This is a genomic window from Paractinoplanes hotanensis, assembly GCF_023717965.1.
Lineage (GTDB): Bacteria > Actinomycetota > Actinomycetes > Mycobacteriales > Micromonosporaceae > Actinoplanes > Actinoplanes polyasparticus.
Genome location: NZ_JAMQOL010000014.1, coordinates 32688 through 57944, shown reverse-complemented (window position 1 = coordinate 57944; position 25257 = coordinate 32688). Strand labels below are relative to the sequence as shown.

18 protein-coding genes are annotated in these 25257 nt (G+C 70.0%); 12 read left to right on the top strand and 6 right to left on the bottom strand.

The window, feature by feature from the left end; translation table 11 throughout:
- Nucleotides 1-151 precede the first annotated feature (151 nt).
- The 7 genes from LXN57_RS11570 to LXN57_RS11540 all read left to right on the top strand — a co-directional run bounded on the left by LXN57_RS11570 (nt 152) and on the right by LXN57_RS11540 (nt 12298).
- Nucleotides 152-1123, top strand: a complete 972-nt coding sequence (locus LXN57_RS11570) for an RNA polymerase sigma factor (protein ID WP_251798053.1) — start codon at nt 152-154, stop codon at nt 1121-1123.
- Between the two features lie 236 nt (nt 1124-1359).
- On the top strand, nt 1360-2151 hold the full coding sequence (locus tag LXN57_RS11565) for an aldo/keto reductase (protein WP_251798052.1): 792 nt from the start codon (nt 1360-1362) through the stop codon (nt 2149-2151).
- Between the two features lie 129 nt (nt 2152-2280).
- Nucleotides 2281-4182: a putative bifunctional diguanylate cyclase/phosphodiesterase gene (locus LXN57_RS11560; protein ID WP_251798051.1), complete on the top strand. Its 1902-nt coding sequence runs from the start codon at nt 2281-2283 to the stop codon at nt 4180-4182.
- Nucleotides 4179-5057, top strand: coding sequence for an ABC transporter substrate-binding protein (locus LXN57_RS11555; protein ID WP_251798050.1), 879 nt, complete (start codon nt 4179-4181; stop codon nt 5055-5057). Before LXN57_RS11560 ends, LXN57_RS11555 begins: the two co-directional genes overlap by 4 nt.
- A 361-nt stretch (nt 5058-5418) precedes the next feature.
- On the top strand, nt 5419-11346 hold the full coding sequence (locus LXN57_RS11550) for a non-ribosomal peptide synthetase (protein WP_251798049.1): 5928 nt from the start codon (nt 5419-5421) through the stop codon (nt 11344-11346).
- A complete protein-coding gene (locus LXN57_RS11545; RefSeq protein WP_251798048.1) occupies nt 11343-11564 on the top strand; it encodes an MbtH family protein in 222 nt (73 codons plus the stop codon). The genes LXN57_RS11550 and LXN57_RS11545 overlap by 4 nt, the downstream gene beginning before the upstream one ends.
- 11 nt (nt 11565-11575) lie before the next feature.
- Complete coding sequence (locus LXN57_RS11540) at nt 11576-12298, top strand: hypothetical protein (RefSeq protein WP_251798047.1); 723 nt, start codon at nt 11576-11578, stop codon at nt 12296-12298.
- A 39-nt stretch (nt 12299-12337) separates the two neighbouring features.
- On the opposite strand, the gene LXN57_RS11535 is transcribed toward LXN57_RS11540, so the two are convergent.
- From LXN57_RS11535 to LXN57_RS11525, 3 genes are all read right to left on the bottom strand, one after another.
- A complete protein-coding gene (locus LXN57_RS11535; RefSeq protein ID WP_251798046.1) occupies nt 12338-14107 on the bottom strand; it encodes an ABC transporter ATP-binding protein in 1770 nt (589 codons plus the stop codon).
- A gap of 226 nt (nt 14108-14333) precedes the next feature.
- Nucleotides 14334-15560, bottom strand: a complete 1227-nt coding sequence (locus LXN57_RS11530; RefSeq protein ID WP_251798045.1) for a PQQ-dependent sugar dehydrogenase — start codon at nt 15558-15560, stop codon at nt 14334-14336.
- Between the two features lie 191 nt (nt 15561-15751).
- The gene (locus LXN57_RS11525; RefSeq protein ID WP_251798044.1) at nt 15752-16108 is read right to left on the bottom strand and encodes a hypothetical protein; all 357 of its coding nucleotides are present in this window, start codon (nt 16106-16108) and stop codon (nt 15752-15754) included.
- Between the two features lie 226 nt (nt 16109-16334).
- Here LXN57_RS11525 and LXN57_RS11520 point away from each other — a divergent pair, with 226 nt between their 5' ends.
- The 5 genes from LXN57_RS11520 to LXN57_RS11500 are packed head-to-tail and all read left to right on the top strand — an operon-like array spanning nt 16335 to nt 21147.
- Nucleotides 16335-17474, top strand: a complete 1140-nt coding sequence (locus tag LXN57_RS11520) for a DegT/DnrJ/EryC1/StrS family aminotransferase (RefSeq protein WP_251798043.1) — start codon at nt 16335-16337, stop codon at nt 17472-17474.
- A 2-nt stretch (nt 17475-17476) separates the two neighbouring features.
- Complete coding sequence (locus tag LXN57_RS11515) at nt 17477-18115, top strand: sugar transferase (protein WP_251798042.1); 639 nt, start codon at nt 17477-17479, stop codon at nt 18113-18115.
- A 5-nt stretch (nt 18116-18120) separates the two neighbouring features.
- Entirely contained in the window at nt 18121-18852 is a 732-nt protein-coding gene (locus LXN57_RS11510) for a GNAT family N-acetyltransferase (protein ID WP_251798041.1), read from the top strand.
- A 22-nt stretch (nt 18853-18874) separates the two neighbouring features.
- A complete protein-coding gene (locus tag LXN57_RS11505) occupies nt 18875-19906 on the top strand; it encodes a GNAT family N-acetyltransferase (protein ID WP_251798040.1) in 1032 nt (343 codons plus the stop codon).
- Between the two features lie 50 nt (nt 19907-19956).
- Nucleotides 19957-21147, top strand: a complete 1191-nt coding sequence (locus tag LXN57_RS11500) for a glycosyltransferase family 4 protein (RefSeq protein WP_251798039.1) — start codon at nt 19957-19959, stop codon at nt 21145-21147.
- Between the two features lie 17 nt (nt 21148-21164).
- Here the strand turns inward: LXN57_RS11500 and LXN57_RS11495 are convergent, their stop codons facing one another.
- The 3 genes from LXN57_RS11495 to LXN57_RS11485 are packed head-to-tail and all read right to left on the bottom strand — an operon-like array spanning nt 21165 to nt 25097.
- Nucleotides 21165-22349 carry an O-antigen ligase family protein gene (locus tag LXN57_RS11495; protein WP_251798038.1) on the bottom strand — a complete coding sequence of 395 codons (1185 nt, stop codon included), beginning with the start codon at nt 22347-22349 and terminating at the stop codon, nt 21165-21167.
- A complete protein-coding gene (locus LXN57_RS11490; protein ID WP_251798037.1) occupies nt 22346-23632 on the bottom strand; it encodes a lipopolysaccharide biosynthesis protein in 1287 nt (428 codons plus the stop codon). The genes LXN57_RS11495 and LXN57_RS11490 overlap by 4 nt, the downstream gene beginning before the upstream one ends.
- Before the next feature lie 16 nt (nt 23633-23648).
- A complete protein-coding gene (locus tag LXN57_RS11485) occupies nt 23649-25097 on the bottom strand; it encodes a tyrosine-protein kinase domain-containing protein (RefSeq protein ID WP_251798036.1) in 1449 nt (482 codons plus the stop codon).
- Nucleotides 25098-25257: the final 160 nt, after the last annotated feature.

Below are 25257 nucleotides of genomic sequence, written 5' to 3'. Positions count from 1 at the left end.
GATCCATAACTGGAAGAAGCCCTCCGAGATATTCGCCGAACTCGTAGAGGCAAATGCTTCAACCGCCTGAATTCGCCCTGACGAGATGGTGAGCACGCCCGCCCAGGCGTGCTCACCATCACCGCTTCCCCCCCGTTCACGGAATCGCGTCGTGCAATTGCGTATCCCCAAGGGTGGTCAGCCCGTCGAATACGGTATGACGGTGCTTGATAATGATCTTATGCAGGGTGTCCGCGCAGCTCGAAACGCCTTTTTTGAGCGTGTCGACCCGGTGCGGCCGGAACTGCATCGCTACTGCCGCCGGCTGACCGGTGACATCTGGGAGGCCGAGGACCTGGTCCAGGAGACGCTGACCCGGGCTTTCAGCCGGGCGGCCGACAGCTTCGACCGGATCGACCGGGTCCTGCCGTGGCTTGTCCGGATCGCCACCAACGCCTACATCGACTCGTGGCGGCGATCCCGGCCGACTCCGGCGGAGATGCCGGAGATGGCGGCGCCGGACACGGCGGACCCGCTCGAGGTGCGCGATGCCCTCACCGAGCTGGCAACCCAGCTCGCCCCCCAGGAACGAGCTGCGATCGTCCTCAAGGACGTCTTCGACTACCCCCTTGCCGACATCGCCAGAACCCTCGGTACCACCGTTGGCGCCGTCAAGGCCGCGCTGCACCGCGGCCGCGAACGGCTCGACGGCCGTACCCCCGCACGGCCACGCCCGAAGCCTGACCGGGCGGTCATCGAGGCTCTCGCAGCGGCTTTCAGCGCCTACGACGTGGAAGGCATCGTCGCCCTGCTCCTCGACGGCGCCGAATCCGTGCTGATCGGGGTCGTCCACGAAGAGGGCGCCGACGCAATGCGTAACGGCTCGCTGCACCACATGTTCGTCGTCGAGTCCGACGTGCGCTACCGGGCCGAAGTCGGCGAGCTCGACGGCGAGCCGCTGGTACTGATGTGGCAGGCGCCGGTCGACGGCTCGCTGCCCGAAGCGCTGGTCGAGGTCATGCGGCTCGAAACGACAGACGGTCTGGTGAGCAGGATGCGGTGGTACTACCACTGCCCCGAGACCCTGGCAGAACTCGGCAAGAGGCTCGCGGCGCCGATCCGGGACCACGGTTACCGGTTCTGACGACGAGTCGTCGTTCAGGGACTCCCTCCGGAACCGGCATGGCCGCCCGGATCTGCCGTGGTGTGGGCGCGACCCTGTCGAGCAGCGAACCGCCACGGGCGAGCGTCTCGGCGCGAGCGGTAGTTTTCTCCGCGCCAGGTGGGGCAGTGCAGAGAGGGCGCCGGCAGGCGCTCATCACAGAAGCGGGAGAGACAACGATGGCCGCAGGAGAGCTGACCGAGAACGGACGGGCGCGTGTGCTCGCCGACGGCAGGGAGATTCCGCTGCTCGCGCTCGGTGTCTGGCAGGTGCCGGACGGGCCCGAGTGCGAGAACGCGGTGCGCTGGGCGCTGGAAGCCGGCTATCGCCACATCGACACGGCGCAGGCGTACGGCAACGAGGCCAGCGTCGGGCGGGCGCTGCGTGACAGCGGCGTCGCCCGGGAAGACGTGTTCATCACGACGAAGTTCTATCCGGGCTCGAAGGACCCGGAAGCCGAGGCGCAGCGCAGCCTCGAGCGCCTCGGTGTGGAGTCGGTCGACCTTTACATCGTGCACTGGCCGCAGGGCGGGCCGACCTGGGCCTGGGAGGGTATGCAGCGCGCGCACGAGCGGGGCTACGCGCGCTCGATCGGCATCTCCAACTTCAGCGCGTCCGAGGTCGACGAGCTGCTCAAGGTGGCCGAGGTCGCCCCGGTCGTCAACCAGGTGCAGTTCAGCCCGTTCGAGTTCCGCCGCGATCTGCTGGCGGCCTGCGAAGCGCGCGGCCTGGCGCTGGAGGCCTACAGCCCGTTGGGCACAGGCCGGCACCTGCGTGATCGGCAGGTGGCCGAGATCGCCGAGCGGCTGGGCCGTACCCCGGCTCAGGTGTTGATCCGCTGGGCGCTGCAGCGCGGTCTCATCGTGCTGCCCAAGTCCACCCACCGCGAGCGGATCGAGCAGAACGCGCAAGTCTTCGACTTCGAGCTGACCTCCGCCGACATGGAGGCGCTGGACGGCTTGGACGGTACCGGCGGTACTGACCGTGCCCTGGGGCGGCCGTGGTGGTGAACCCCGTCTGACACTGCCGGAACTCAGTCCGGGCTTCCGCAGTTTCCTCAACTGGACGGCGACCCAACCGATGATGCGGCCGTGTGGTTACCCGGAGGAAGACGGCGAGCGGCGCGATCCGGTTCGCGGTTGTTCGCGACGTACCTCGGGGCCAGCCTGCTGCCGATCGGGGCGCTGGCCACGGTGTTGCTCAACGGCGTGCAGGAAGACGCGGCCAAGCAGGGGCGGGATCAGGGGATCGCGCAGGCGGCCGTCATCGCCGAGATGGCGGTGGCGCCGGCGCTCGACGCCGCGGATCTGAGCCGGGGACTGACCGACAGCGAGCGCGACTCGCTGGCCAAGGCGACCGATCTGGCGCTCTTCCACGGTTCGGTCCTGCGGATGCGGCTGCGCACCTTCACCGGCCAGGTCGTCTATTCCGACGACGGGTCCACGTCGGGCGGGGTGCCGGTCTCCGATCCGGCATTCCACTCGGCGACCGTGGGGGTGGCCGGGGCCACCATGATCGCGGACGCTACCGAGGCCGGTGGCAAGGTCATCCGGGTGCTGCAACCGGTGTTCGCGCGAGCCTCCGGTGAGGCGATCGGGGTGCTCGAGCTTTACCTGCCGTACGACAAGATCGACCAGCGGCTGCACGAACAGATGGCCGTCACCTACTGGCGGCTCGGCGGTGGCCTTGGCGTGCTCTACCTGGCGCTGGGTCTGATCTCCTGGTCGACCACCCGGTCGTTGCGGCGCTACGCCGCCCGGCAGGAGCACGAGGCGCTGCACGACGGGCTGACCGGACTGCCGAACAGAGAGGCGTTCCGGCAGCGGGCCGCGGCCGCCCTCCGCGAGGACAAGGGCGGCGCTGTGGTCGTCGTCGACCTCAACCGTTTCAAGGAGGTCAACGACACGCTCGGCCACCACGCCGGCGATGAGCTGCTGAAGGTGATCACCGCGCGGTTGCGGGGTGGCGTCCGGCAGCAGGACACGGTGGCCCGGCTGGGCGGCGACGAGTTCGCTCTCATCGTGCCGGGGGCGGACGCCGACGAGGTACGGGTGATGCTCGAGTCGCTGCGGACGGTGCTCACCAGCGAGGTGGTCCTGGACGGCGTGCCGCTCACGATCGAGGCGAGTTTCGGCATCGCGCTCTACCCGGCGCACGGCGCCGAGGTCGAGGAACTGCTCCGGCACGCCGACGCGGCCATGTATCAGGGCAAGCGGGGGACGGCTGACATCGTCGTCTGGGGCGGCGAGCGAACCCGCCATCCCACCCAGTGGCTGGTGGTGCAAGCGGAGCTGCGGCACGCCCTGGACCGGGACGAGCTGGTGCTGTTCTACCAGCCGAAGGTGAGCCTGAGCGACGGCACGATCTGCGGGGTGGAGGCGCTGGTGCGCTGGCAGCACCCGGAACGCGGTCTGCTACCGCCGGCGGAGTTCCTGCCGGCGGCCGAGCAGTCCGGACTGATCGAGCCGCTGACCGCCTGGGTGCTGCGGCGGGCGCTGACCGACCAGGCGGCGTGGGCAGCGGCCGGCCGCGACTGGACGGTCTCGGTGAACGTCTCGGCCCGCAACCTCGAGGCCGCCGACTTCGCCGGGATGGTGGAGGCGTTGCTGGCCGAGTTCGGCACCGCGCCGGACCGGCTGGTCCTCGAGGTCACCGAGACGGCGATGGTCGACGACCGGGCGACCTCGATGGCCGCGATCCATCGGCTCGCCGGCCGGGGGATCGGCTTCTCGATGGACGACTTCGGCACCGGCTACACCAGCCTGGAACGGCTGCGCGGGGTGCCATTGGTCGAACTCAAGATCGACCGGACCTTCGTGGCGACGGTGCTCGAGGAGAAGGAGAACCAGGCGATCGTCCATGCCGTCATCGCATTGTCCCGGGGGCTTGGCTGCCGCGTCACCGCCGAGGGCGTGGAGACGGCCGAGATCGCCGACTGGCTCGCTGCGGCCGGCTGCGACGAGGCGCAGGGCTATCACTACTCGCGGCCGATGCCGTGGGCGCAGATTTCCGTACCGATTCCGGAGGAAGCGATCCGATGAAGAAGCTGTTGGTCTCGATGCTCGCGCTCGCCCTCCTCACGGGATGCGGTAGTGAGGCCGAGGAGCCGACCGGGCAGAGCGCCGTCCCCTTCGACCAGGCGCTGCACGACTCGCTGCCGCAGGCGGTGCGCGACCGCGGCTACATCCGCTTCGTCACCGACGCCAGCTACGCGCCGATGGAGTCGTTCGCGGCGGACGGCCGTACGATCGTGGGGTTCGAACCGGATCTCGCCGACGCCATCGGTCAGGTTCTCGGCATCAAAATCCAGATCGTGACCGGTCCCTTCCAGACCGCCCTGGACAAGGTGGCCGACGGCACCTACGACGGTGTGCTGTCGGCGATGACCGACACCGCCGAGCGCGAGAAGAAGGCCGACTTCGTCGACTACCTCTCGGCCGGGTCGTCGATCATCGTGCAGCGCGGCAATCCGCAACGGGTCGCCGATCTGACCGGCCTGTGCGGCAACGTGGTCGCCATCGAGAAGGGCACCATCCAGGCCGATCTCCTGCACCGCACGCAGAGCGAGTGCGACGGCCGGCCGATGAAGATCAACGAATACAAGACGAATGCCGACGCGCTGCTGCAGCTGCGGACCGGGCGCGCGGTCGCGGTGCTCAACGACTTCCCGGCAGCGACCCACCTGGCCACCGACTCGCGTACCAAGGATTACTACGAGCTGGCGTCGACCGCCCAGTACGACCCGGGCCTGATCGGCATCCCGTTCGCCAAGAACAACAGTCAGCTCCGTGACGCGGTGAAGGGTGCGCTGGACCAGGTGGTCGCCACCGGCACCTACGCCGATCTGCTGCAGCGCTGGAATCTGACCAGCGGCGGGGTCGAGGCGGTATCGATCAACGGCGCTACGCAGGATTAGCGTCCGCAATCATCCAGGAGACGGAACGGGCCCGCCGGTGCGAATGACCGGCGGGCTCGTTGCTGCGGTGAACCGGACTACCGCGTTGACCGCGGTCCTGGCCAACCTTGGGTCGGCGCTGAACTTGCGGTCCTGTGGTTCCATGTCGGACTGATCGTCGTGCCTGGTCATCGAGCGTTTTGAATGCTCTGCCGATGAGTACGACGCGGCTGCCGCCCTTCTTGTGCATCACATTCGCGGTGATTTTCTCCATCTTGCGGTTTTTGTCTCGTGCCACCACAGTGGCCTGACGTTGCGCCATTGATGACCGTCGCCGTGCGAGCGGCGGCCGGCCGTCGGGTGTCACTTCGAGGAGGCAGATGTGCAAGGCGTCGGAGAGACCCTGCCGGAGTTGTTCGCCATGCGGGTGGAGCGTGGCGCGCAGGAAACGGCCGTGGTGGGGGACGACGGCCCGGTGTCCTTCGCCGACCTGGACGCGCGTTCCAACCGGCTGGCTCGGCTGCTGATCGACCAGGGGGTGGGCCCCGAGGTCGTGGTGGCGCTGCGGCTGGGCCGGTCGGTCGACTTCGTGGTGGCGGTGCTCGCGGTGGCGAAGGCAGGCGGGGCTTACGTACCCGTCGACGTGGCCTATCCGGCTTCGCGGGCCGAGTTCATGATGACCGACGCGCGAGCACGATGCGTGGTGACCACAGTGGCCACCCGGATGCCGGCGCCGTCGGGGGCCGAGGTGGTGCTCGACGATCCGAAGATCGCGCAGGAGGTGGCCGGGCTCGACGCGGGGCCCGTGCGGGACGCCGACCGCCACGAGACGCTGGCGCCCGACCACGCCGCGTACGTCATCTACACCTCGGGCTCGACGGGAGTGCCGAAAGGCGTCGTGGTGACCCACCGCAACGTGCTGAACCTCGTGCGGGCCCAGGCCGGGGCGCTCGGTCTGGGGCCGGGCCGTCGCCGGTTGCAGTTCGCGTCGGTCAGCTTCGACGCGTCGGTGTCCGAGGTGTGGACGACGCTGCTCTCCGGCGCGGCCCTTGTCGTGGCGGACGCGTCCCGGCTGGTTCCCGGCCCTGCGCTCGTCGACCTGGTCCGCAGCCGCGGCGTCACGCACGTGACGCTGCCACCGTCGCTGCTGCCGGCCGTGGAGGATGCCGGAGGCCTGCCGGAATCGGTGACGCTCGTCGTCGCGGGGGAGGCGTGTCCGCCGGCCGTGGCGGCCCGCTGGAGTCGCGGCCGGCGCATGCTCAACGCGTACGGGCCGACCGAGGCCACCGTCGCAGCGACCGTGAGTGACCCGCTGACGGGCGACGGCACACCGCCCATCGGGTGGCCCCTGTCCGGCGTACGGGCGTACGTCCTGGATGAGATGTTGCGGGAGCGACCGGCCGGTGAGTTGTATCTGGCCGGCGCCGGGCTGGCCCGCGGATACGCCGGACGGACCGCGCTGACCGCGCAGCGTTTCGTGGCGGACCCGTTCGGCGCGCCCGGTGAGCGGATGTACCGCACGGGTGACCTGGTGGTGCGGCGGCCCGACGGTCAGCTGGAGTACCGGGGCCGGGCCGACGACCAGGTCAAGATCCGGGGTGTACGGGTGGAGCCGGGCGAGGTCGAGTCGGCGCTCATGAGCCTGGCCGGTGTGGACCAGGCCGCGGTCGTGGCTCACGGCGACGGCGCGGATCGCCGGCTGATCGCCTACGTCGTGGCCGACGCGGACGGTCCGGATGCGGCGAGCCTGCGCCGGAGCCTGGCCGGGGTGGTGCCCGATCACCTCGTGCCGCCGGTGCTCCTGATGCTCGACTCGCTGCCGGTGACGATCAACGGCAAGGTCGACCGCAACGCGCTGCCGGATCCCGGCGCCGATTCCGGCCGTCGCCGCTACGTGCCTCCGGCCGGTGCGGTGGAGCAGGCGCTCGCGGGGCTGTGGGAGGAGGTTCTCGGCGTTGCCCGGGTGGGCCGCGACGATGAGTTCTACCACCTCGGTGGGCACTCGCTGCTGGCGACCCAGCTCGTCAACCGCGTCCGGACGGCGATGAACGTCGAACTGCCGGTCCGCGACCTCTTCGAGACCTCGACCCTGGCCGAGCTGGCGAAGCGGGTGTCGGTGCTGAAAGCCGGCGCCCGGCCGGTGCTGCGCCGCCAGGTGCGCCCGGCGGTGGTGCCTCTCTCGTACCCGCAGCAGCGGATGTGGCTGACCGCCCAGCTGCGCGGCGGCGACGGGGCTTACCACATCCCGGTGGTTCTCCGCCTGTCCGACGGCCTCGACGCCGAGGCACTGAGCGCGGCGGTCACCGATGTCGTCCGTCGGCACGAGCCGCTGCGCACACGCTTCCCGTTGCTCGACGGGCAGCCGCGGCAGCAGGTCGTGCCGATGGGGGAGATCGGCGAGTTGCTCGTTCACCAGCACATCGCCCCGGACGAGCTGCCGGACACGGTCAAACGCCTCGTCCGCGACGGATTCGACCTGACGACTCAGATTCCGCTGCGCGCCCACCTCTTGGAGCTCGGCCCGGACGATTTCGCCCTGGTGCTGGTCCTGCACCACATCACGGCCGACGGCGCGTCCATGGAGTCGCTCCTGCGCGACCTCGGCGAGGCGTACGAGCAGCGACGCTCGGGCCGCCCTCCACGATGGACCGAGCTGCCGGTTCAGTACGCCGACTTCGCCCTGTGGCAGCGGGAACTGGTGCGGCTCGCCCGTCCCCGGCTGGACTACTGGCGTGACCTGCTCGACGGCGTTCCGGACGAGCTCGCCCTGCCGGCCGACCGCACCCGGCCGGCCGAGCCGACGTACCGCGGCCGGTCGGTGCCGGTGACCATTCCGCCCGAGGTGCACGAGCGGGTGACGGCGACAGCGCGACGGCACGGCGCCACCGTCTTCATGGTGCTGCAGTCGGCCGTGGCCGCGCTGCTCTTCCGGCTCGGCGCCGGGACCGACATCCCGCTCGGGTGGCCGGTCTCCGGCCGGGTCGACGAGGCGCTCGAGAATCTGGTCGGCTTCTTCGTCAACACCCTGGTGCTGCGGGCCGACCTCACCGATGACCCGTCCTTCGAGCAGTTGCTGAGCCGCGTCCGCGAGCAGGATCTGGTGGCCTTCGGCAACCAGGACGTGCCTTTCGAAAGCGTGGTCGAGCAGCTGAACCCGCCCCGCGTCCCGGGCCGGCACCCGCTGTTCCAGGTCATGGTGGCCTCGCAGGTCGGCCGGTCGGCGCGGCTGGGTCTGTCCGGGGTGCGCTCGCAGCGGATGGGCGTGGGATCCGGTTCGGCGAAGTTCGACCTCAGCTTCCAGTTCGTGGAGCTGCTCGATGAGTCCGGTCACCCGTCCGGCATCGGGGGCGAGGTGATGTACGCCTGCGATCTCTTCGACCACGACACCGCCGAGCGGATGGTCGCCATGTTCGGCCGGCTGCTGTCCGAGGCGGTAGCGCAGTCCGGCCGGGCGATCAGCCGGCTGCCGATGACCAGCCCCGCGCAGCGGCGCGCAGCCGAGGCCGCGAGCGTGGGAGACGTACGCGACGGTCCGGCGCGAACCTGGCCGCACCAGCTCATCGAGGAGCACGCCCGCCGGACTCCGGCCGCGACAGCCGTACGGTTCGAAGAGCAGAGCCTGTCGTACGCAGAGCTCAACCGCCGCGCGAACCTGTTGGCGCACCGCCTCATCGGGCTGGGCGCGGGCCGCGACGTGCTGGTGGGCGTCAGCCTGGAACGCGGCTTCGACCTGGTCGTGGCCGTCCTGGCGGTGTGGAAGACCGGAGGCGCGTTCGTCCCGCTCGACCCGGAGTTGCCACCCGCCCGCTTGACGTCGATGATCGCCGACACCGGTGTTCCCGTCATCGTCACGCACCAGGCCACCCGGCAGCGGCTGGCCGGCCATGACGACCTGCTGCTCGACGTCGGCACCACGCACAGCGGCCCGGACCACGATCCCGGCGTGCCGGTCGACGGGGAGGACGCCGTCTACGCGATTCACACCTCCGGGTCGACCGGCACACCGAAGGCGGTCGTGAACGTCCGCGCCGCCATCGCTAACCGGCTGGCCTGGATGAATGAGCGGTTCGGCCTCGGCCCCGACGGCCGGGTGCTGCAGAAGTCGCCGTTCACCTTCGACACCTCGGTGTGGGAGCTGTTCTGGGCGCTGACCAACGGCGCAACCCTGATCATGGCCCGGCCCGGCGGGCACCGTGACAGCCGCTACCTGGTCGAGCTCATCCGCCGGGAGCGGGTCACGCTCGTCGACTTTGTCCCGTCGATGCTCGAGATGTTCCTGCGCGAGCCGGACGCCGGACGATGCGCCAGCCTGCGCCACGTCATCGCCGGCGGGGAAACGTTGACGCCCAACCTGTTGCGGCGCTTCGCGCGGACGCTGCCCGGCACCGACGTCCACAACCTGTACGGACCGACCGAAGCCGCGATCGGCGTGACGAGCTGGCTGTGCCGCGCCGATGACGAGGGTCGCAGCATGCCGATCGGCGTCCCCATCACGAACGCCCGCGTCTACGTCCTCGATCCCGGCCTCGAGCATGTGCCGACCGGCGTCCCGGGCGAGATCTACATCGCGGGGCGCCCGCTCGCCCGCGGCTACCTCAACCGGCCCGCACTGACCGCGCAGCGGTTCGTCGCCGATCCGTTCGTGCCGGGGGGCCGGATGTACCGGACCGGCGACCGCGCCCGGCGGCGGGCGGACGGGGCGATCGAGTTCCTCGGCCGCGACGACGAGCAGGTGAAGATTCGCGGAGTCCGGGTGGAACTGGGCGAGGTGGAGGCGGCTCTGCTCGGCATGCACGGTGTGGAGCAGGCCGTGGCGGTGGTGCACGGCGACGGCGTGGACAAGCGCCTGGTGGCGTACGTCGTCGGTTTTGATCCCGACCCGGTCCGGCTGCGCCGGCAGATGCCGGCGGTCGTGCCGGCGCACCTGGTGCCGTCGGCGTTCGTGGCGATGGACGTCTTCCCGGTCACCGTCAACGGCAAGGTCGACCGCCGGGCGCTGCCCGATCCGGGTGTGGCCGACACCGAACGGCCGTACCAGCCGCCCGCCGGTCCGATCGAGCAGTCGCTGGCCCAGCTGTGGCAGGCTCTGCTCGGTGTGGCACGGGTCGGCCGTGACGACAACTTCTTCGCGCTCGGCGGCCACTCGTTGCTGGCCATGCAGATGGTCAACGAGCTGCGGACGCTGCTTCGGGTGGAACTGCCGTTCCGGACGGTCTTCGAGACCCTGACCATGGCCGGCCTGGCCGCCCGGATCGGCGAGCTGCCGCGGCTGCCGGACGAGCAGCCGCGGGACTCGGCCGAGGACCGGATGCGCATCCTGGTCGCCCGGGCGCTCGGCGTCGACGACGTGGCCGCCGAGGACAACCTCTTCGACCTCGGCGGCGGCCGCGAGACAGTCGAGGCGGTCGCCCGGGCCATCGAGGCCGAGTTCGGGGTGACCGTCAACCCGCTCGTGGTCTCCGCCGTGCCGACCGCAAGGGACCTCGCGGGCTGGCTCTCCGCATCGTCGGAGGAGACGACCCTCGACGTCGTGGTGCCGTTGCGGCCGGGCACCGGCCCGGTGTCGCTGTTCTGCATCCACCCCCTGGGCGGCTTGAGCTGGCTCTACTACCCGCTCGTCAACGCGATTCCTCCGGCCGTCGGGGTGTACGGCGTTCAGGCCCGTGGCCTCCAACCGGCAGAGATGTTGCCGACGACCATGACCGCGATGGCCGCGGACTACGTCCGGCAGATCCGGCTCGTCCAGCCGGAGGGGCCGTACCACCTGCTGGGCCTGAGCACCGGCGGCGAGATCGCGCACGAGATGGGCGTACAACTCCAGCGCGCCGGCCAGCGGGTCGCCCTGATCGCGATGCTCGACGCCCGTCCGACGCCGCAGCGCCCGGCGACCCAGGTGGAGCGGCTGAACGCGGTCGCCCGCCACTTCGACCTGAACATTCCTGCCGAGGAGCGTCCCCATCTCACCGGGGACGTGCTCTACGAACAGCTCCGGCATCGTCAGGGGCCCTACTCGTTCCTGATGCGGCAGAAGGGCCGGGCCACGGTCGACTTCTACGAGAACATGATCGAACTGACCGACAGCCATCAGTTCTCCGTCTTCGACGGCGATGTGCTGTTCGTCGAGGCGACCGCGGCCCGGCCGCCCGAGCACTACTTCGCACCGATGTGGCAGCCGTACGTCACCGGCGCCGTCGACGTCATGGCCCTCGATTACAAGCACCGGCAACTCGCCCGGGCCGAGGTCCTCCAGATGATCGGCGCCCGGGTGGCCGAGCACATCACCACTCCCACGGAAGGGCCGACGGCATGACCAACCCGTTCGAACGCGAGGACATTCGCCACTACGTCCTGGTCAACGACGAAGGACAGCATTCGCTGTGGCCGGAGGTGATCGACGTGCCGGCGGGCTGGCGTACGGTCCTGGGGCCGGACACCCGCGACGCCTGCCTGGCCTACGTCGAGAAGTCGTGGTGGGACATCCGGCCGGCGAGCCTGGTAGCCCGGATGGCCTCGGCGCGGAACGACTGACTGCCGCCGTCATGGACTCCAACCTGCTGTTCCTCTGGGGCACCCCGCGGTCGATGTCGACGGCGTTCCTGCGGATGATGCTGGAACGCGGCGACCACGAGGTCTACCACGAACCGTTCTCGAGCATCGTCGTGCAGGGCCGCACCGCCGTCGGCGAACACACCGCGACCAACCACGACCAGCTGCTCGAGCTGCTCGAGGAGCGCGCCGCCGACCGCCCGGTCTTCGTGAAGGAGACCACCGAGTACGACTATCTGACGACCGGCGGGGATCGCATTCCGCACGTCGGGCGGCACACCTTCATCATCCGCGACCCACGCCTGGTCATCCCGTCGCATTTCGCCATGAACCCGGGGATGGTCTGTGACGACATCGGGTACGGCCACCAGCTGGAGATCGCGCGGCGGGTCCGCGAGGTGACCGGCGTACGCCCGTACGTGATCGAGGCCGAGGATCTGCTGATCGACGCGCGGGACGCGGTCGAGCGTTACTGCCGGCACGCCCGCATACCGTTCCTGGAGTCGTCGTTGTCCTGGCATCCCGGGAACCAGCCGGTGTGGAGCCGGACCGAGAAGTGGCACCGCGATGCCGCCCGTAGCTCCCGCTTCACCCACTCCGAGCGCACGTACGAGTACACAGTGGACAACAACCGCTTCCTGTACGACTGCTACTGGCACCACCGGCCGCATTACCACGTACTGCGCAAGTGGGCCCGGGCGCTCGTTCCCGCCTGAGCTCGCCTGGCGGCTTCCACGCGGTGAGGGCGGCGGCTTCTACGCGGTGAGGGCGGCGTAGAAGCCACCGATCGAGACCAGGCTGTCGTGGGTGCCCGACTCGAGGATGCGGCCGGCGCGCATGACGACGATCTGGTCGGCGTCGCGCACGGTGGACAGCCGGTGGGCGATGGTCACCGTCGTCCGGCCCTGGGCGAGCTTCTCGAGAGCGCGCTGCACCGCGCGCTCGGTCGAGTTGTCCAGCGCGCTGGTCGCCTCGTCGAGCACCAGGATCGGTGGATCGCGCAGCAGGGTGCGTGCGATGGCGATCCGCTGCTTCTCCCCGCCCGAGAACCGGTGCCCGCGCGCGCCTACGAGGGTGTCGTAGCCGTCGGGCAGCGCGGCGATCACGTCGTGCACCTGTGCGGCCCGGGCGGCCCACTCCAGCTGCTCGTCGGTCGCGTCCGGCCGGGCGTAGCGCAGATTCTCCCGGACCGAGGCGTGCAGCAGGTACGTCTCCTGGCCCACCACGCCGATCGCGCCGACCAGCTCGTTGAGCCGCAGCGCGCGCAGGTCGAAGCCGTCGACGGTGATCCGGCCCTCGGACGGGTCGTAGAGCCGGACGATCAGCGCGGCGACGGTGCTCTTGCCCGAGCCGGTCTCACCCACCAGAGCGAGCGAGGAACCGGGCGGCACGTCCAGGCTGATGCGGTTGATCGCGGGCTCGTCGTTGCCGGGGTAGGTGAAGCTCACGTTCTCGAAGCGCAGGTGACCGCGTACGGGCTGGGGCAGCCGGACCGGCAGGGCCGGGTCATCGACCTCGACCGCGAGGTCGAGGTACTCGAAGATGCGCGCGAACAACGCCGTCGAGCTGCTCAGCGAGACGCCGACATCGAGCAGGCCCATCATCGGCTGGAACAGCCGGGACTGCAGGCTGGTGAAGGCCACGACGGTGCCGATGGTCAGCTGGCCGGCCGCCGGCGGAAGGCCCGCGCTGAGATAGATGATCGCGGGGATCGCGGCGAAGATGATGTTCATGGTGGCGCCCCGCCAGCGGCCGGCCAACTGCGAACGTAGCTGCAGGTCCACGAGGCGGGACGAGGACCCGGCGAAGCGTTCGATCAGCGCCGGGCCGGTCCCCATGGTCTTGCTCAGCTGTACCCCGCTGATCGACAGGCTCTCCTCGATGATGACGTTGAGATCGGCCAGCTCACGCTGACGCTTGCCGGTGATCTCCTTACGCACCTTCGCGACACGGCGGGCCAGCAGCAGCGCCGGCGGCAGAACCAGCATCGAGACCATGAAGAGCTGCCACGACAACGCGAGCATCGCGACTGCCGTGGCGATGGCCGTCGTCAGATTCGAGGCGATCGACGTCGCGGTCGAGGTGACGACCGCCTGCATGCCCCCGATGTCGTTGGTGATACGCGACTGGATCTCGCCGGCCCGGGTGCGCGTGAAGAACGACACCGACTGCCGGTGCAGATGGGTGAAGACGTCCACCCGCAGTTGATGCATGACCCGTTGGCCGACCGCGGTGGCGATCCACGTCTGCGTGAGACCGAAGACTGCCGTGAGAACGGCCACGACGATCAGCCCGGCCACCAGCCAGCTCAGGAGCCGCACGTTCTGCGCGGGCAACGCCTGGTCGATGATCGCGCGCAGCAGGAAAGGCGTGGCCATACCGACCAGCGACGAGGCGACGATGATCCCGATGACCACGGCCAGCCGCGGCCAGTGCGGTTTGAGGAGACCGCCGACGCGCCGCAGGGACACCTCGGGCGTTGTTTTCGCCTCCTCCGCCTCGCTGACGGCGGTGGAACCCTCCATCACTGCGAACCCCCTCCCGACCGGCTGCGTAGAGGCTACGGGGCAGCTCGGGCGGAACCGGGAATCCATCAATGATTGTGAAATTGTTCGGTCGAGTGCACATTTCGGGCCGGCGGGTATGCGCAGGTCGCGCGGGCGATCGAGCGCTACCGGCCCACCCCCGGCGTCATGCGGACCGCCGAACGGGGTGGGGACGGGGCAGGCGCTTCAACGCTGTCCGAGGCCTTCAGCGCCTCACCGTGACGTCGGCTGAGGTCGGTGTGACCCGTTCGAACCGCACCCGGTTCAGCCATCCCGGGTAGTCGCTGAGCACGTACAGCTCGCCGTGCACGTCGGCGGCGAACGCGGTCGGCTGGGTGGGGAAGGTGCCGATCGTGGCGGACTCGTAGCCGCCGCCGGGCTTGGGACGCACGGCGAACGCCTGGGTCGAGCAGTAGTCGCTCGCGATGTACGTGCCTCGTGCCTCAGGGGACCGGGATCCCCGGTACACCAAGCCGCCGGTCACCGAGCAGCCTTCGGTCATGTAGTGCTCGTACTCGAAGACCGGGTCGACGTACCGCACGCCCGGCCGGCACTGCGCCGGGTCGAACACCGGGGTGCCCTCTCGGCACGACCAGCCGAGATTCGATCCACCCTGCCAGGGACGGATGTGGTTGACCTCCTCGACCAGGCCCTGGCCGACGTCGCCGATCCACAGCGAGTTGTCGATGTCGACGGAGAACCGCCACGGGTTGCGCAGTCCGTAGAGCCAGATCTCGGGCCGGGCGCCCGGCGTGCGTACGAACGGGTTGCCCGCGGGCGAGCAGTAGGGCTTCGCCCCGCAGGCGCGGTTGACGTCGATCCGCACGATCTTGCCGAGCAGGGTGCCGAGGTCCTGGCCCGCCTTGAACGGATCGTTCGCGTGGCCGCCGTCGCCGGTGGACCAGTAGAGGTAGCCGTCCCGGCCGAACGCCACCTGCCCGCCGTTGTGGTTGCCGTACTCGGCGTGTTCCTGGGTGAGCAGCACCTGGAGCCGTTCCGGGGCGCTGATGGGCAGCCGGGCCAGGGTCAGCGCGCCGGCCGGCAGGCTCGTGTACGACACGTACAGCATGCCGGTGCGCGCGAAGTTCGGCGCCGGCGTGATGCCGAGCAGGCCGCGCTCGTTGTCGGACGTGTCGATCCGGGCGGTCAGATCGAGCACCGGGTCGGCCGCCAAGCCGGTGTCGGGATGGTAGGCGCGGACGGTTCCGTCCTTCTCCGCGATCAGCATCCGCCCGTCCGGCAGGCCGGTGATGGCGATCGGACGCCGCAGACCGGAAGCCACCTGCTCGGACACCACGGTGAGTTCGGCCAGTGGCGCCGCACGGGCGGGGGACGCGCCGGCCGCCGACACCGGGTGCGACAGCGGCGCGGACAGGACCAACGCGAGCAGGCCGGCCAGCACGGCGACCGTACGACTACGCACTTGCGACATCTTCGGCTCCTCGAGCAGAGTGGCGGACAGGGGATCCGGGAGCGCTCCCACATTACATCGATGAGTGGCTATGAAAGAAGGGTCGTCCACTTTTCCGCCGGTGCACGCGCTCGCGCAGGTCCCGGCCGGGGGCGGCCTCGGCGCGCCGGAAGCGAATGTAGCGGTCCGCTGCCGGAGGGTGATTAACCGCTTCAGGCAGCATCGCTGCGCCGCGCGAGGTGGCCATCGACGTGCTGCCCCGGATGTCCGTCGAACAACGTGCAATCGCGGTCGTTGCGGTCTTCGACGTGGGGCGTGCTCTTGGCGGGGCACCACGTGTAGGGGTTGATCTCGGAAGCGCTCAAGGTCCACTGGATCCACCACATGGTGGCCTCCACTTGCTGACCCAGGGCGGCGTGCGAGCCCTCGTGGCCGAGTTCGAGCTCGCATCCCAGCTCGGTCTGTACGCTCGGCGCCTCCGCCGGCAACCCGTCGAAGAACGCCAACTGGGCGGCGTCGAGCGTGATCCGGGCCGGGCAGTTCCTCAGGTCCTCGCTATCGATCGACATAGATGTAGGTGTGCCCGCTCCGGCGGGTTCTTAACCGGTTAATGGCCCGAGTCGAAGACCGGATCCGGCCGCGCTTCGTCGTCGTCGCATTTCCCTGGTACAGCGCTTGCGCCGGCCCGGGCGGGGCTAGCATCGCAGATGAAGGGCTCGGCTGTGCCTCGTTAGCTCGAACATCCCCCCGCTGGTCCGGTCACGGTGTGGTATTGCCCGCGATGGGTGGTGGGGAATGATCACGAGAAGTCGCACGATTCCGCTGTCCGCGCCCGATGTCGGACGTCTGGAGCAGGAGTACGTCCTGGCGGCCCTCCGTTCGGGTTGGGTCGCCCCGTCCGGTCCGGACCTCGACCTGTTCGAGCGGGAGGTCGCCGACCGGGTGGGGGTGCCGCACGCGGTCGCCGTCAATTCGGGCACGGCCGCGCTGCACCTCGCCCTGCTCGGCATCGGCGCCGGCCCCGGCGATGTCGTCATCGTGCCGACCCTGACGTTCGTGGCCTCGGCGAACGCTGTGGTCTACACCGGCGCGACGCCGGTCTTCGTCGACTGCGACCCGGCCACCGGCAACCTCGACGTCGACCTGCTCGCCGGCCTGCTCGCCGAGCTGGACGGCGAGGGCGCTTCCGTACGGGCGGTGATGGCCGTCGACGTGTACGGGAGCTGCGCCGATTACGACCGCATCCTCCCGTGCTGCGACCGGTGGGGCGTTCCGGTCGTCGAGGACGCCGCGGAGGCGCTCGGCGCCAAGCACCACGGCCGGGCGGCCGGTTCCTTCGGTAAGGCAGCAGCGTTGTCCTTCAACGGCAACAAGATCATGACGACGTCGGGTGGTGGCATGCTGCTCACCGCCGATGACGACCTGGTGCACCGGGCGCGGCCACTGGCCAGCCAGGCCCGGCTGCCGGTGGAGCACTACGAACACGCCGACATCGGCTACAACTACCGGTTGAGCAATGTGCTGGCCGCGCTCGGGCGGGCCCAGCTGTGCCGGCTGGACGGGATGATCGAACGCCGCCGGGCCGTACGCGAGAGGTACGCCCAAGCGTTCGCCGGCGTCGACGGTGTGCGCCTGCTGGGCGAGGACCCGGCGGCGAACTGCTGGCTCACCACCATCGTCGTGGACCCCGAACGAAGCGGCTGGCGGGCTCGTGACCTCGCCGTGCACCTGGCGGTGCGAGGCGTGGAGACGCGGCCTGTCTTCAATCCCATGCATCTGCAACCGGTGTTCACGGGCGCCCGTGCCGCCCTGAACGGCGCGGCGGAGCGCCTCTTCCACAACGGTCTCACCCTGCCCAGCGGTTCTGCTCTCGAAGAGCACGAGATCCGGAGCGTCCTCCACGACATCACGGAGTTCCTGGACGGTCGCCGGTGAGCGTGGACCGCACGACCTCGGGTGCGGGCGGTTCGGTGGCCAAGCGGCTCACCGACCTCGGCGTGGCGTCGGTGGCGCTGGTGCTGGCCGCGCCGGTACTGCTCGCGGCGGCCGCGGCGGTCGCCGTGTCGATGGGCCGGCCGGTCTGGTACAGCCAGGTCCGTACGGGCCGCGGGATGCGGCCGTTTCGCGTGTACAAGCTTCGTACCATGTCGGACCGGCGTGACGCCCACGGGAGGTTGCTGCCGGACTCCGAGCGGCTGACCCGGGTGGGGCGGTTCCTGCGCCGGTCGAGCCTGGACGAGCTGCCCAGTCTGATCAACGTGCTCCGGGGCGACCTCAGCCTGGTCGGTCCGCGTCCTCTGCTGCCCCGCTACGACGCGTGGTACACGGAGCGGGAACGGCTGCGCTTCACGGTCCGTCCGGGTATCACCGGGCTGGCCCAGGTCAGCGGGCGCAACACGCTGTCCTGGGACGATCGGCTGGAGCTCGACGCTCGGTACGTGGACGCCTGGACCTACGGGCTGGATCTGCGCATCGTGGCGCGCACGGTGGGCAGACTGGTCTCCGGCGGTGGCGCCGTGCCCGATCCCACCCGGTTGATGGCGGACCTCGACCAGGAACGGTCCGGGCGCGGATGATGCCCGTGTGCGACCTCGACGGCGCGGATCCACGTGCGACGACTCGCGCCGCGCGGTTGCTCGCCGCCAGCGTGCCGGATGAAGCCGCCGGGTTGGTGCCTTACACCCTGGCCGGCTATCACCGCTATCTGGCCGTGCTGCTGGGGCAGCCGCCGGCGATGCGCTCCGTTCTGGTTCGTGCGCTGATCCGGGACGGGATGCCGGTCGCGGTGGCGGACTGGCGTGTCCTGGCGGACACCCTGTTTCTCAACGGCATCTCGGTCGCCCACCAATGGCGTGGCCGTGGGTGGGGGAGCCGGCTGCTCGAGGACGGAACAGCCATCGCCCGGAGCCTGGGACTGCCTCACCTGGCGTTGGATGTGGCGGCGGCCAACGTGGCTGCCGTCGCCCTCTACGTCCGCAGGGGCTTCACCGTGACGGCTGAGTCCTCGTGGTGTCACGTTCCCGCCCGGGACGCGGGGACCGCGGACGCCGTGGGCCGGCTCCTCGACTGGCCGGTGTTCTGCGCTCTGCGATCCGCCTACGGGTTCGCCGATCTCTCCCTGCGTGACCCGCATGGTGCGGTGCGGGTCGTCCGGGCGGTGGGGGAAGTGCTTCGGCTCGATCCTCAGCTTCGGAAGTCCCCTGTCTCGGTGGCGGGTCTCTGCGAGCTGACCGGCTGCCGGCGCGCGTACGTCGTCGGCGGCGCCTCCGCGTCACCGTTCATCAGTTTCGTGCGGATGACCGCCACGGTCTGAGCATGTCGAAGCGAGGGGCCCGATGGCCGAAATCCCGATGGTGACCGTGGAGGTCCTGGACGCCGAAACGGACGAGAAGCGTTGGCTGGAACTGTGGGAGGAGTGCGGACGGGAGCCCTTCGCCCATCCCGGCTACGGGCGGCTGTTCGCGCAGCCGGACGACCGGACCATCGCTCTGGTGGTCGACGGCCCGGACGGATCCGCCCTTCTGCCGTTGATTCTTCGCACCGTGCAGGACGGTGTTCACGACGCCATCTCGCCGTACGGCTACGGTGGTCCCTTCCTTTCGGCCGGCATCGATGCCGACGTCGTCCTGGACGCCGTTTCTCAATGGGCTCGCCGTGAGCGTCTGTGCTCGGTCTTCCTGCGGCTGTCCCTGGGTTTGGAGGTGGCGGCGAGGCCGGAGGTCGAACAGGCTTCGTCGAATGTCGTGGTGGATCTGCGACGGCCGCCGGACGACGTATGGCGAAACTACGAACACAAGGTCCGCAAGAACGTCAAGAAGGCGCTGCGAGCCGGGTGCCGCGTCGAGCGACATGACCTCCGTACGGATGTCGACCGCTTTCTCGAGGTCTACTCGGCCACCATGCGCCGGCGGGACGCCCCGGCCCGGTACCACTTCGACCGGGACTTCATCATGCGGCTGGCCGATGAACTGGCCGGCTTCCACTCCACGTTCGTCACGCTCGATCCCCGGGACCGGGCACTCAGCGTGGAGATCGTCCTGGAGAGTGACCGGTTCCTGTATTCGTACCTCGGAGGCACGCTGGCCGAGGCCTTTCCGATGTCGCCGAACGATCTGCTCAAGCATGAGATCGTCCGGTACGGTCAGGATTCGGGGCGCAGCGGTTTCGTGCTCGGCGGCGGATACCGCAGCGGCGACGGCATCTTCCGCTACAAGCGGTCCTTCGACCCGGGTGGCGTCCACCCGTTTCACGTCGCCAAGATCATTGGCGATCGCCGGCGTTATGCGGACCTGGTGGCCGCGCACGGCCGGGAACCGCTTTCGGACCAGCAGGGGACGTCATTCTTCCCCGCCTACCGAACTGCCTGAGAGAAACAATGAAAATCACGTATATTCACCAATACTTCAAAACCCCCGGAATGACCGGTGGAACGCGTTCGTACGAGTTCGCGCGGCGCCTGGTCGAGCGGGGCCACGAGGTGCACATGATCACCGGCGATCCGGGTGGTGACCGAGCCCGGATCAGCACGGAGTCCGGCATCGTGGTGCATTGGCTCCCGGTGCCCTACGACAGCGCCATGAGCTATCGCCGCCGGCTCTGGGCGTTCGCCCGCTTCGTCGGTCGCGCGGCGGCGGTGGCCGGACGGCTGCGGCATGATCTCGTCTTCGCGACGAGCACGCCGCTGACCGTGGCGATCCCCGGCGCATATGCGGCGCGGCGCCGGGGCGTGCCGATGGTGCTGGAGGTGCGCGACGTGTGGCCGGAGGTGCCGATCGCCGTGGGCGCGCTCCGCTCGCCGGCTACCCGCTGGGTTGCGGGGCGACTCGAGGCCTGGGCTTATCGCCGGTCGGCCCACGTCATCGCGCTTTCTCCCGGCATGGCCGACAGCATCCGGCGCCGGTTCCCCGAGGTCGGGGTCACCGTCGTGCCCAACTGTTCCGACCGGGCGATGTTCGCGGACGCCGACCGTGCCGGAGCCGCGTTACGCGAGGCCACACCATGGTTGCAGGGCCGGCCGCTCGTCCTGTACGCCGGGGCTCTCGGCTTGGCCAACGGCGTGGACTATCTCGTACGGATGGCCGCTCGCCTGGCCGAGACGGACCCCGACGTGCGAATCGGCATTCTCGGCGACGGCGCCAAGCGCGACGAGATCCATGACCTGGCCGCCCGCCTGGGCGTGCTCAACCGGAACCTCTTCCTGTTCGGACCGGTCGCCAAGGCCGAGGTGGTGGCCTTCTTCGGGGCCTGCGACCTGGCGGTCTCCGTGTTCGTCAACCTTCCGGAGCTGAGTAACAACTCGCCGAACAAGGCCTTCGACGCCTTCGCGGCCGGGCGACCGGTGGCCGTGAACAACGGCGGGTGGCTCGGCGACCTGATCGCCGCGACCGGCGCCGGACTGGTTCTGCCCGCGGACGACCCGGCGGGAGCGGCCGCCACGGTGGCCGCCTTCCTGCGCGACCCCGAGGCGCGGCGGGCGGCGCGGGCGGCGGCGGGCACACTCGCCCGTGATCGCTTCGACCGCGATCTGCTGTTCCAGGATTTCGAGCGGGTCCTGACGCGGGCGGTCGCGTCCGAGGGGCCCGCCCGGCGGCTCGGAGCCCCGACGTAGGCACACTCGGCACGAGCCTAGGGACGCGGTGCGGCCGATTCCGCGGGCCGGACCACCGCCAGGATCAGCAGGATCCACATCAGGCGGGCGTCGTAGTAGTCGCCGGAGAACATGCAGGCGGCGGCAACGAAGATGCCCGAGTAGGCCGCCGTCCGGCTCTCCAGGGACCGCTCGGCCCGCGGGACCCGGGTGAACTGCCGCCTGAACTGGTAGAACGAGTTGAGCAGCAGGACGATGCCGACGATCCCGCCCTCGGCGGCCACGGCCAGGACGAGGTTGTGGATGTAGGCCACGCCGAACCCCAGATCGGCGATCACGGGGAAACTGCCGATGCCCGTTCCCAGCAACGGGTGTTGCAGCCAGAGGTTCAGCGCCATCTGGAAGATGACGTCCCGGCCGGACGCGTAGCCCTGCTCGAAGGTCGTGCTGATGAAGCGTTGCTGGACGAACGCGAGGATCGAATCGCCGGCGATCGCCACGCCGCCCACGAGCAGCGCTATGACCAGCAACAAGGGTTTGGCGCCGCCGCGTCGCAGGCCCGGGAGCACCGCCGGGGCGGCAAGCACCACCGTGAGCGCCAGAGCGACCAGGCCACCGCGTGACCCGGACGCGACCGCGCCGAAGAGGAACGCCGGGACACCGACGAGCCAGCCGAGACGCCGGCGGGTCGCGTACAGGTAGATCGAGCTGAAGATGCCGAGCACCATCAGCCGGACGAAGACGTTGGGACCGCCGCCCAGCGCGGCCCACCGTCCGGCCGGCCCACGTCCTAGGCCCGCTGCCGCCGCCAGAAAGTAGACCCAGGCCGCCGCTTGGAAGCAGCCCATGGTGAGAGCCACGACCCGATCCCGGTCCCACTCCGCGAGCTGGGCGTAGACGAAAACGAGCAGAGCGATCGCGACGAGGTCGGTCAGCGCGGCCGAGACCAACGCCCCCGGCGGCGTCCACGCCGAGGAGACGGCCTGGTAGCCGAGGAACGCGTAGATCGCCAGCAGGATCGGGGCCGCGCCCTGCCGGCCGCGGGGCGCCCACCGGATTTCCAGCGCGAAGCTCGCCAGCAACGCGGCGAACAGCGGGAGCCGGACGTCGTTGAAGACCGGCACGGTGAACCCGACGCGGGCGAGCGTGAAGTGGCCGGCCAGCGTCGCGACGAAGGCGATGATCACGACGAGCCCGGGGCGGCGACGGATCTCGCCGGTCACAGCGCCCGCTTCGCCATCTCGCGACGCAGCTTCAGCCAGCAGGTGAGCCCGAGCGCGGCGGCGGCCAGCGCAAGGGCGATGACCGTCGCGAGCGGCAGGTCGAGGAACCGCGAGAGGGCGTACGTCGACAGGACCTGCAGGGCGAGGCAGCCGACGACCGGATTGGCGGCCACGGGCCACTCGTGCAGCGCATCGAGCGTGGGTCGCACCGCATAGAACACGGCGAGCGGTACCGCGGCCAGCATGCCGATGCGCAGGAGCGGAACCGTGGCGGAGAACTCGGCGCCGAGGAAATGCCGGATCAGCATGGGCGCCGGCAGCGCGATGATCAGCACGGGCACCGCGACAACTCCGGCCGCGGCGAGCGGCATGAGTACGAGAGCGCGGTCCAATGACGGTCCGCCGGTGCCGTGGTGGAAGTGCGCGCTGAGCCGGGGCAGCAGCACCGGCGTCAGCATGCCGACGAACGCGCACGCCAGAGTGATCGCCGAGGTCACGAAGCCGACGTAACCGACCTCGGGCGCGCCGGGGCGGGCCACCGCCACCGCGAGTGCGGGAAAGGCGAACAGCGCCGGCAGCGCCAGGTCGCCGAGCAGGCGGCGCACCCCGTAGCGCAGGATGGCGGACAGGGCGGGCGGATCGGCGGCCGCGGTGGCCGGCGGCTTGGTCACCACGGCGGCGGCCGCCGCCACCGCCGCCATTCCCGCCCCGTACAGGACGAGGAAGGCCTCGATCCGGTGTGTGACGGCGAAGGCGACAACCGGCAGAACGGCGAAGCCGGTCAGGGAGGCGACGTTGGCGTACGTGACCTGGCCGGTGCCCCGCAACCCGGCGACCACGGTGTTGCACAAGCAGTTGCCGGCCAGCAGGACAGCGATCGCCGCAACCGCCGCTGTGCCCCCGTCGAGGCCGAGCCGGACGGCCACCGCCTCGGACGGCGTGAGCACCGCCGCCGCCACCACCGCCAGGATCATCACCTGCACTCCCAGCGCACCCCGGACCAGCCCCGGCGCCGCCGCGCCGGCGCGGGGGAGATAGCGAGGCAGCCCGGTGCCGAGCCCGACCAGGATCAGCGGTTGCAGGGCGGCCACCCAGCCGCGGGCGATCTGGTAGAAGGCGAAGCCACCCACGCCGTCGCGCCGGGCGACCAGGTGGAAGAGGAGCAGGCCGGTCCCGAGCGTGCACCAGTGCACCGCCACCGTCGCGGCGTAGTCGCGCCGGACAGCCGCCGGCACCGTGAGAAACAACGACCTCAGGCGGTCACCGGACTCACGCATGGGCATCGACTGGCACGTCACATCACCCCACGGTCCGCGGACACGGTGCCCAGGACCGGTGCCAGAAACGGGCGCGCCGGGTGGTGGCGGGCGCGTTCCCGGGTATCTCACCGCTCGCCGCGGCACTGCCGCCGGCGTACCGTTCGAACTGCGGGAACATGTCGCCGCTCTTCGCCGGAACCATATTGAGCACACAGCCGAGAACGCGCGCGTCAACTGCGCGCAGGGCGCGGACGGCCGTCGTCACCTGTGCATTCTTGGTCTTACGCGAACGGACCACGAGAAGCGCGCCGTCGGACCGCGCGGCGACGATCGCGGCGTCGGTCACCGCCAGCAGCGGCGGGCAGTCGATGATGATGATATCGAATCGTCCGCGCAATTCCTCGATTACCGCGGCCATTCGTGGCGAACTGAGCAACTCGCTGGGGTTCGGCGGGCTGTGCCCGGCGGAGAGGAGCCACAGGCCGGCGCCCCACGGCTGCAGTGCCTGGTCGACCGAGGCTCCGCCGGACAGGATGGTGCTGAGTCCCGCGGCGTTCTCACGCCCCAGGAACGCCGCGAGCCGGGGCCGGCGCAGTTCCGCGTCGACCACCAGCACCCGCCGCCCGGCCTCGGCGAACAGCAGTCCCAGGCTGCACGCGGTGGCCGAACGACCCTCCTTCTCGACGGCGCTGGTCACCGCGATCACCTTCACGGCCCGGCCGCCGTCCGCGTACTGCAGGTTCGCGCGCAGCTGACGCAGGGCCTCCGCCCGGGGCGAGTCGTTGTCCGAGATGAACGGGCCGGCTCCGGTCGGTGCCCGGGCGTCGACCGGCACCCGGGCCAGCACCGGGGCCGAGACCAGGGTCTGGAGCGTGTCGACGGTCCGTACGGCGGAGTCGGTGACCTCGCGCGCGACCACCAGCGCGGCGCCCACGACCAGCCCGACCATCGCCGCCATGGCCAGATTGTTGAGCGGGCGTGGGGCCACCGGGTCGTCCTCCAGGCGTGGGCCGGCGACAACCTCGACGCGGACCACCGGCTGGCCCTTCTCGTTGGTGCTCTCCAGCGCGGTAATCACCGCCTGGAAACGGGGTACCAGGGCAGTGGCCAGCAACTGTGCACGAGCCGGCGACCGGTCCTCGACGGTGACCCGCAGCATCACCGTGTTGGGCACCGTCTCCACCGTGATCCGCTCAGCGATCTCCTGGGCGGTCAACCTCAGGCCGGGTGTGCCGGCGAGTGGCACCGTGATCCGGTCGCTGGTCAGCACGGCCGCGTACGAGTTGAGCCGGCCCTGGGAGAACATGCTGGCCGGATACAGGTCCGCCGACAGGGTGCTCGGGTTGGTGAAGAAGAACGTGACGGCCGACGCATAGACCGGTGGCGTACGGACATTGATGACGACCGCGACGGCCAGCGCGAACCCGAGCGAAACCAAGAAAATCCACCAGTGCCGCCGGGCGATACTGAGATAGTCGCGTAGCCCCACGGAGCCTCCCGGTACAGCGCGGTCGTATCACCATATGCCGCGTCCGGAAACGTGATGCCGTATTTGAGTAATCCGAGCTGTACGGCACCGGCTGTTAGCCTGAACCATATTCACTGGGCTGCCGAAACAATTAGTGGGGCTGCAGTTGAAAATGTTCCCG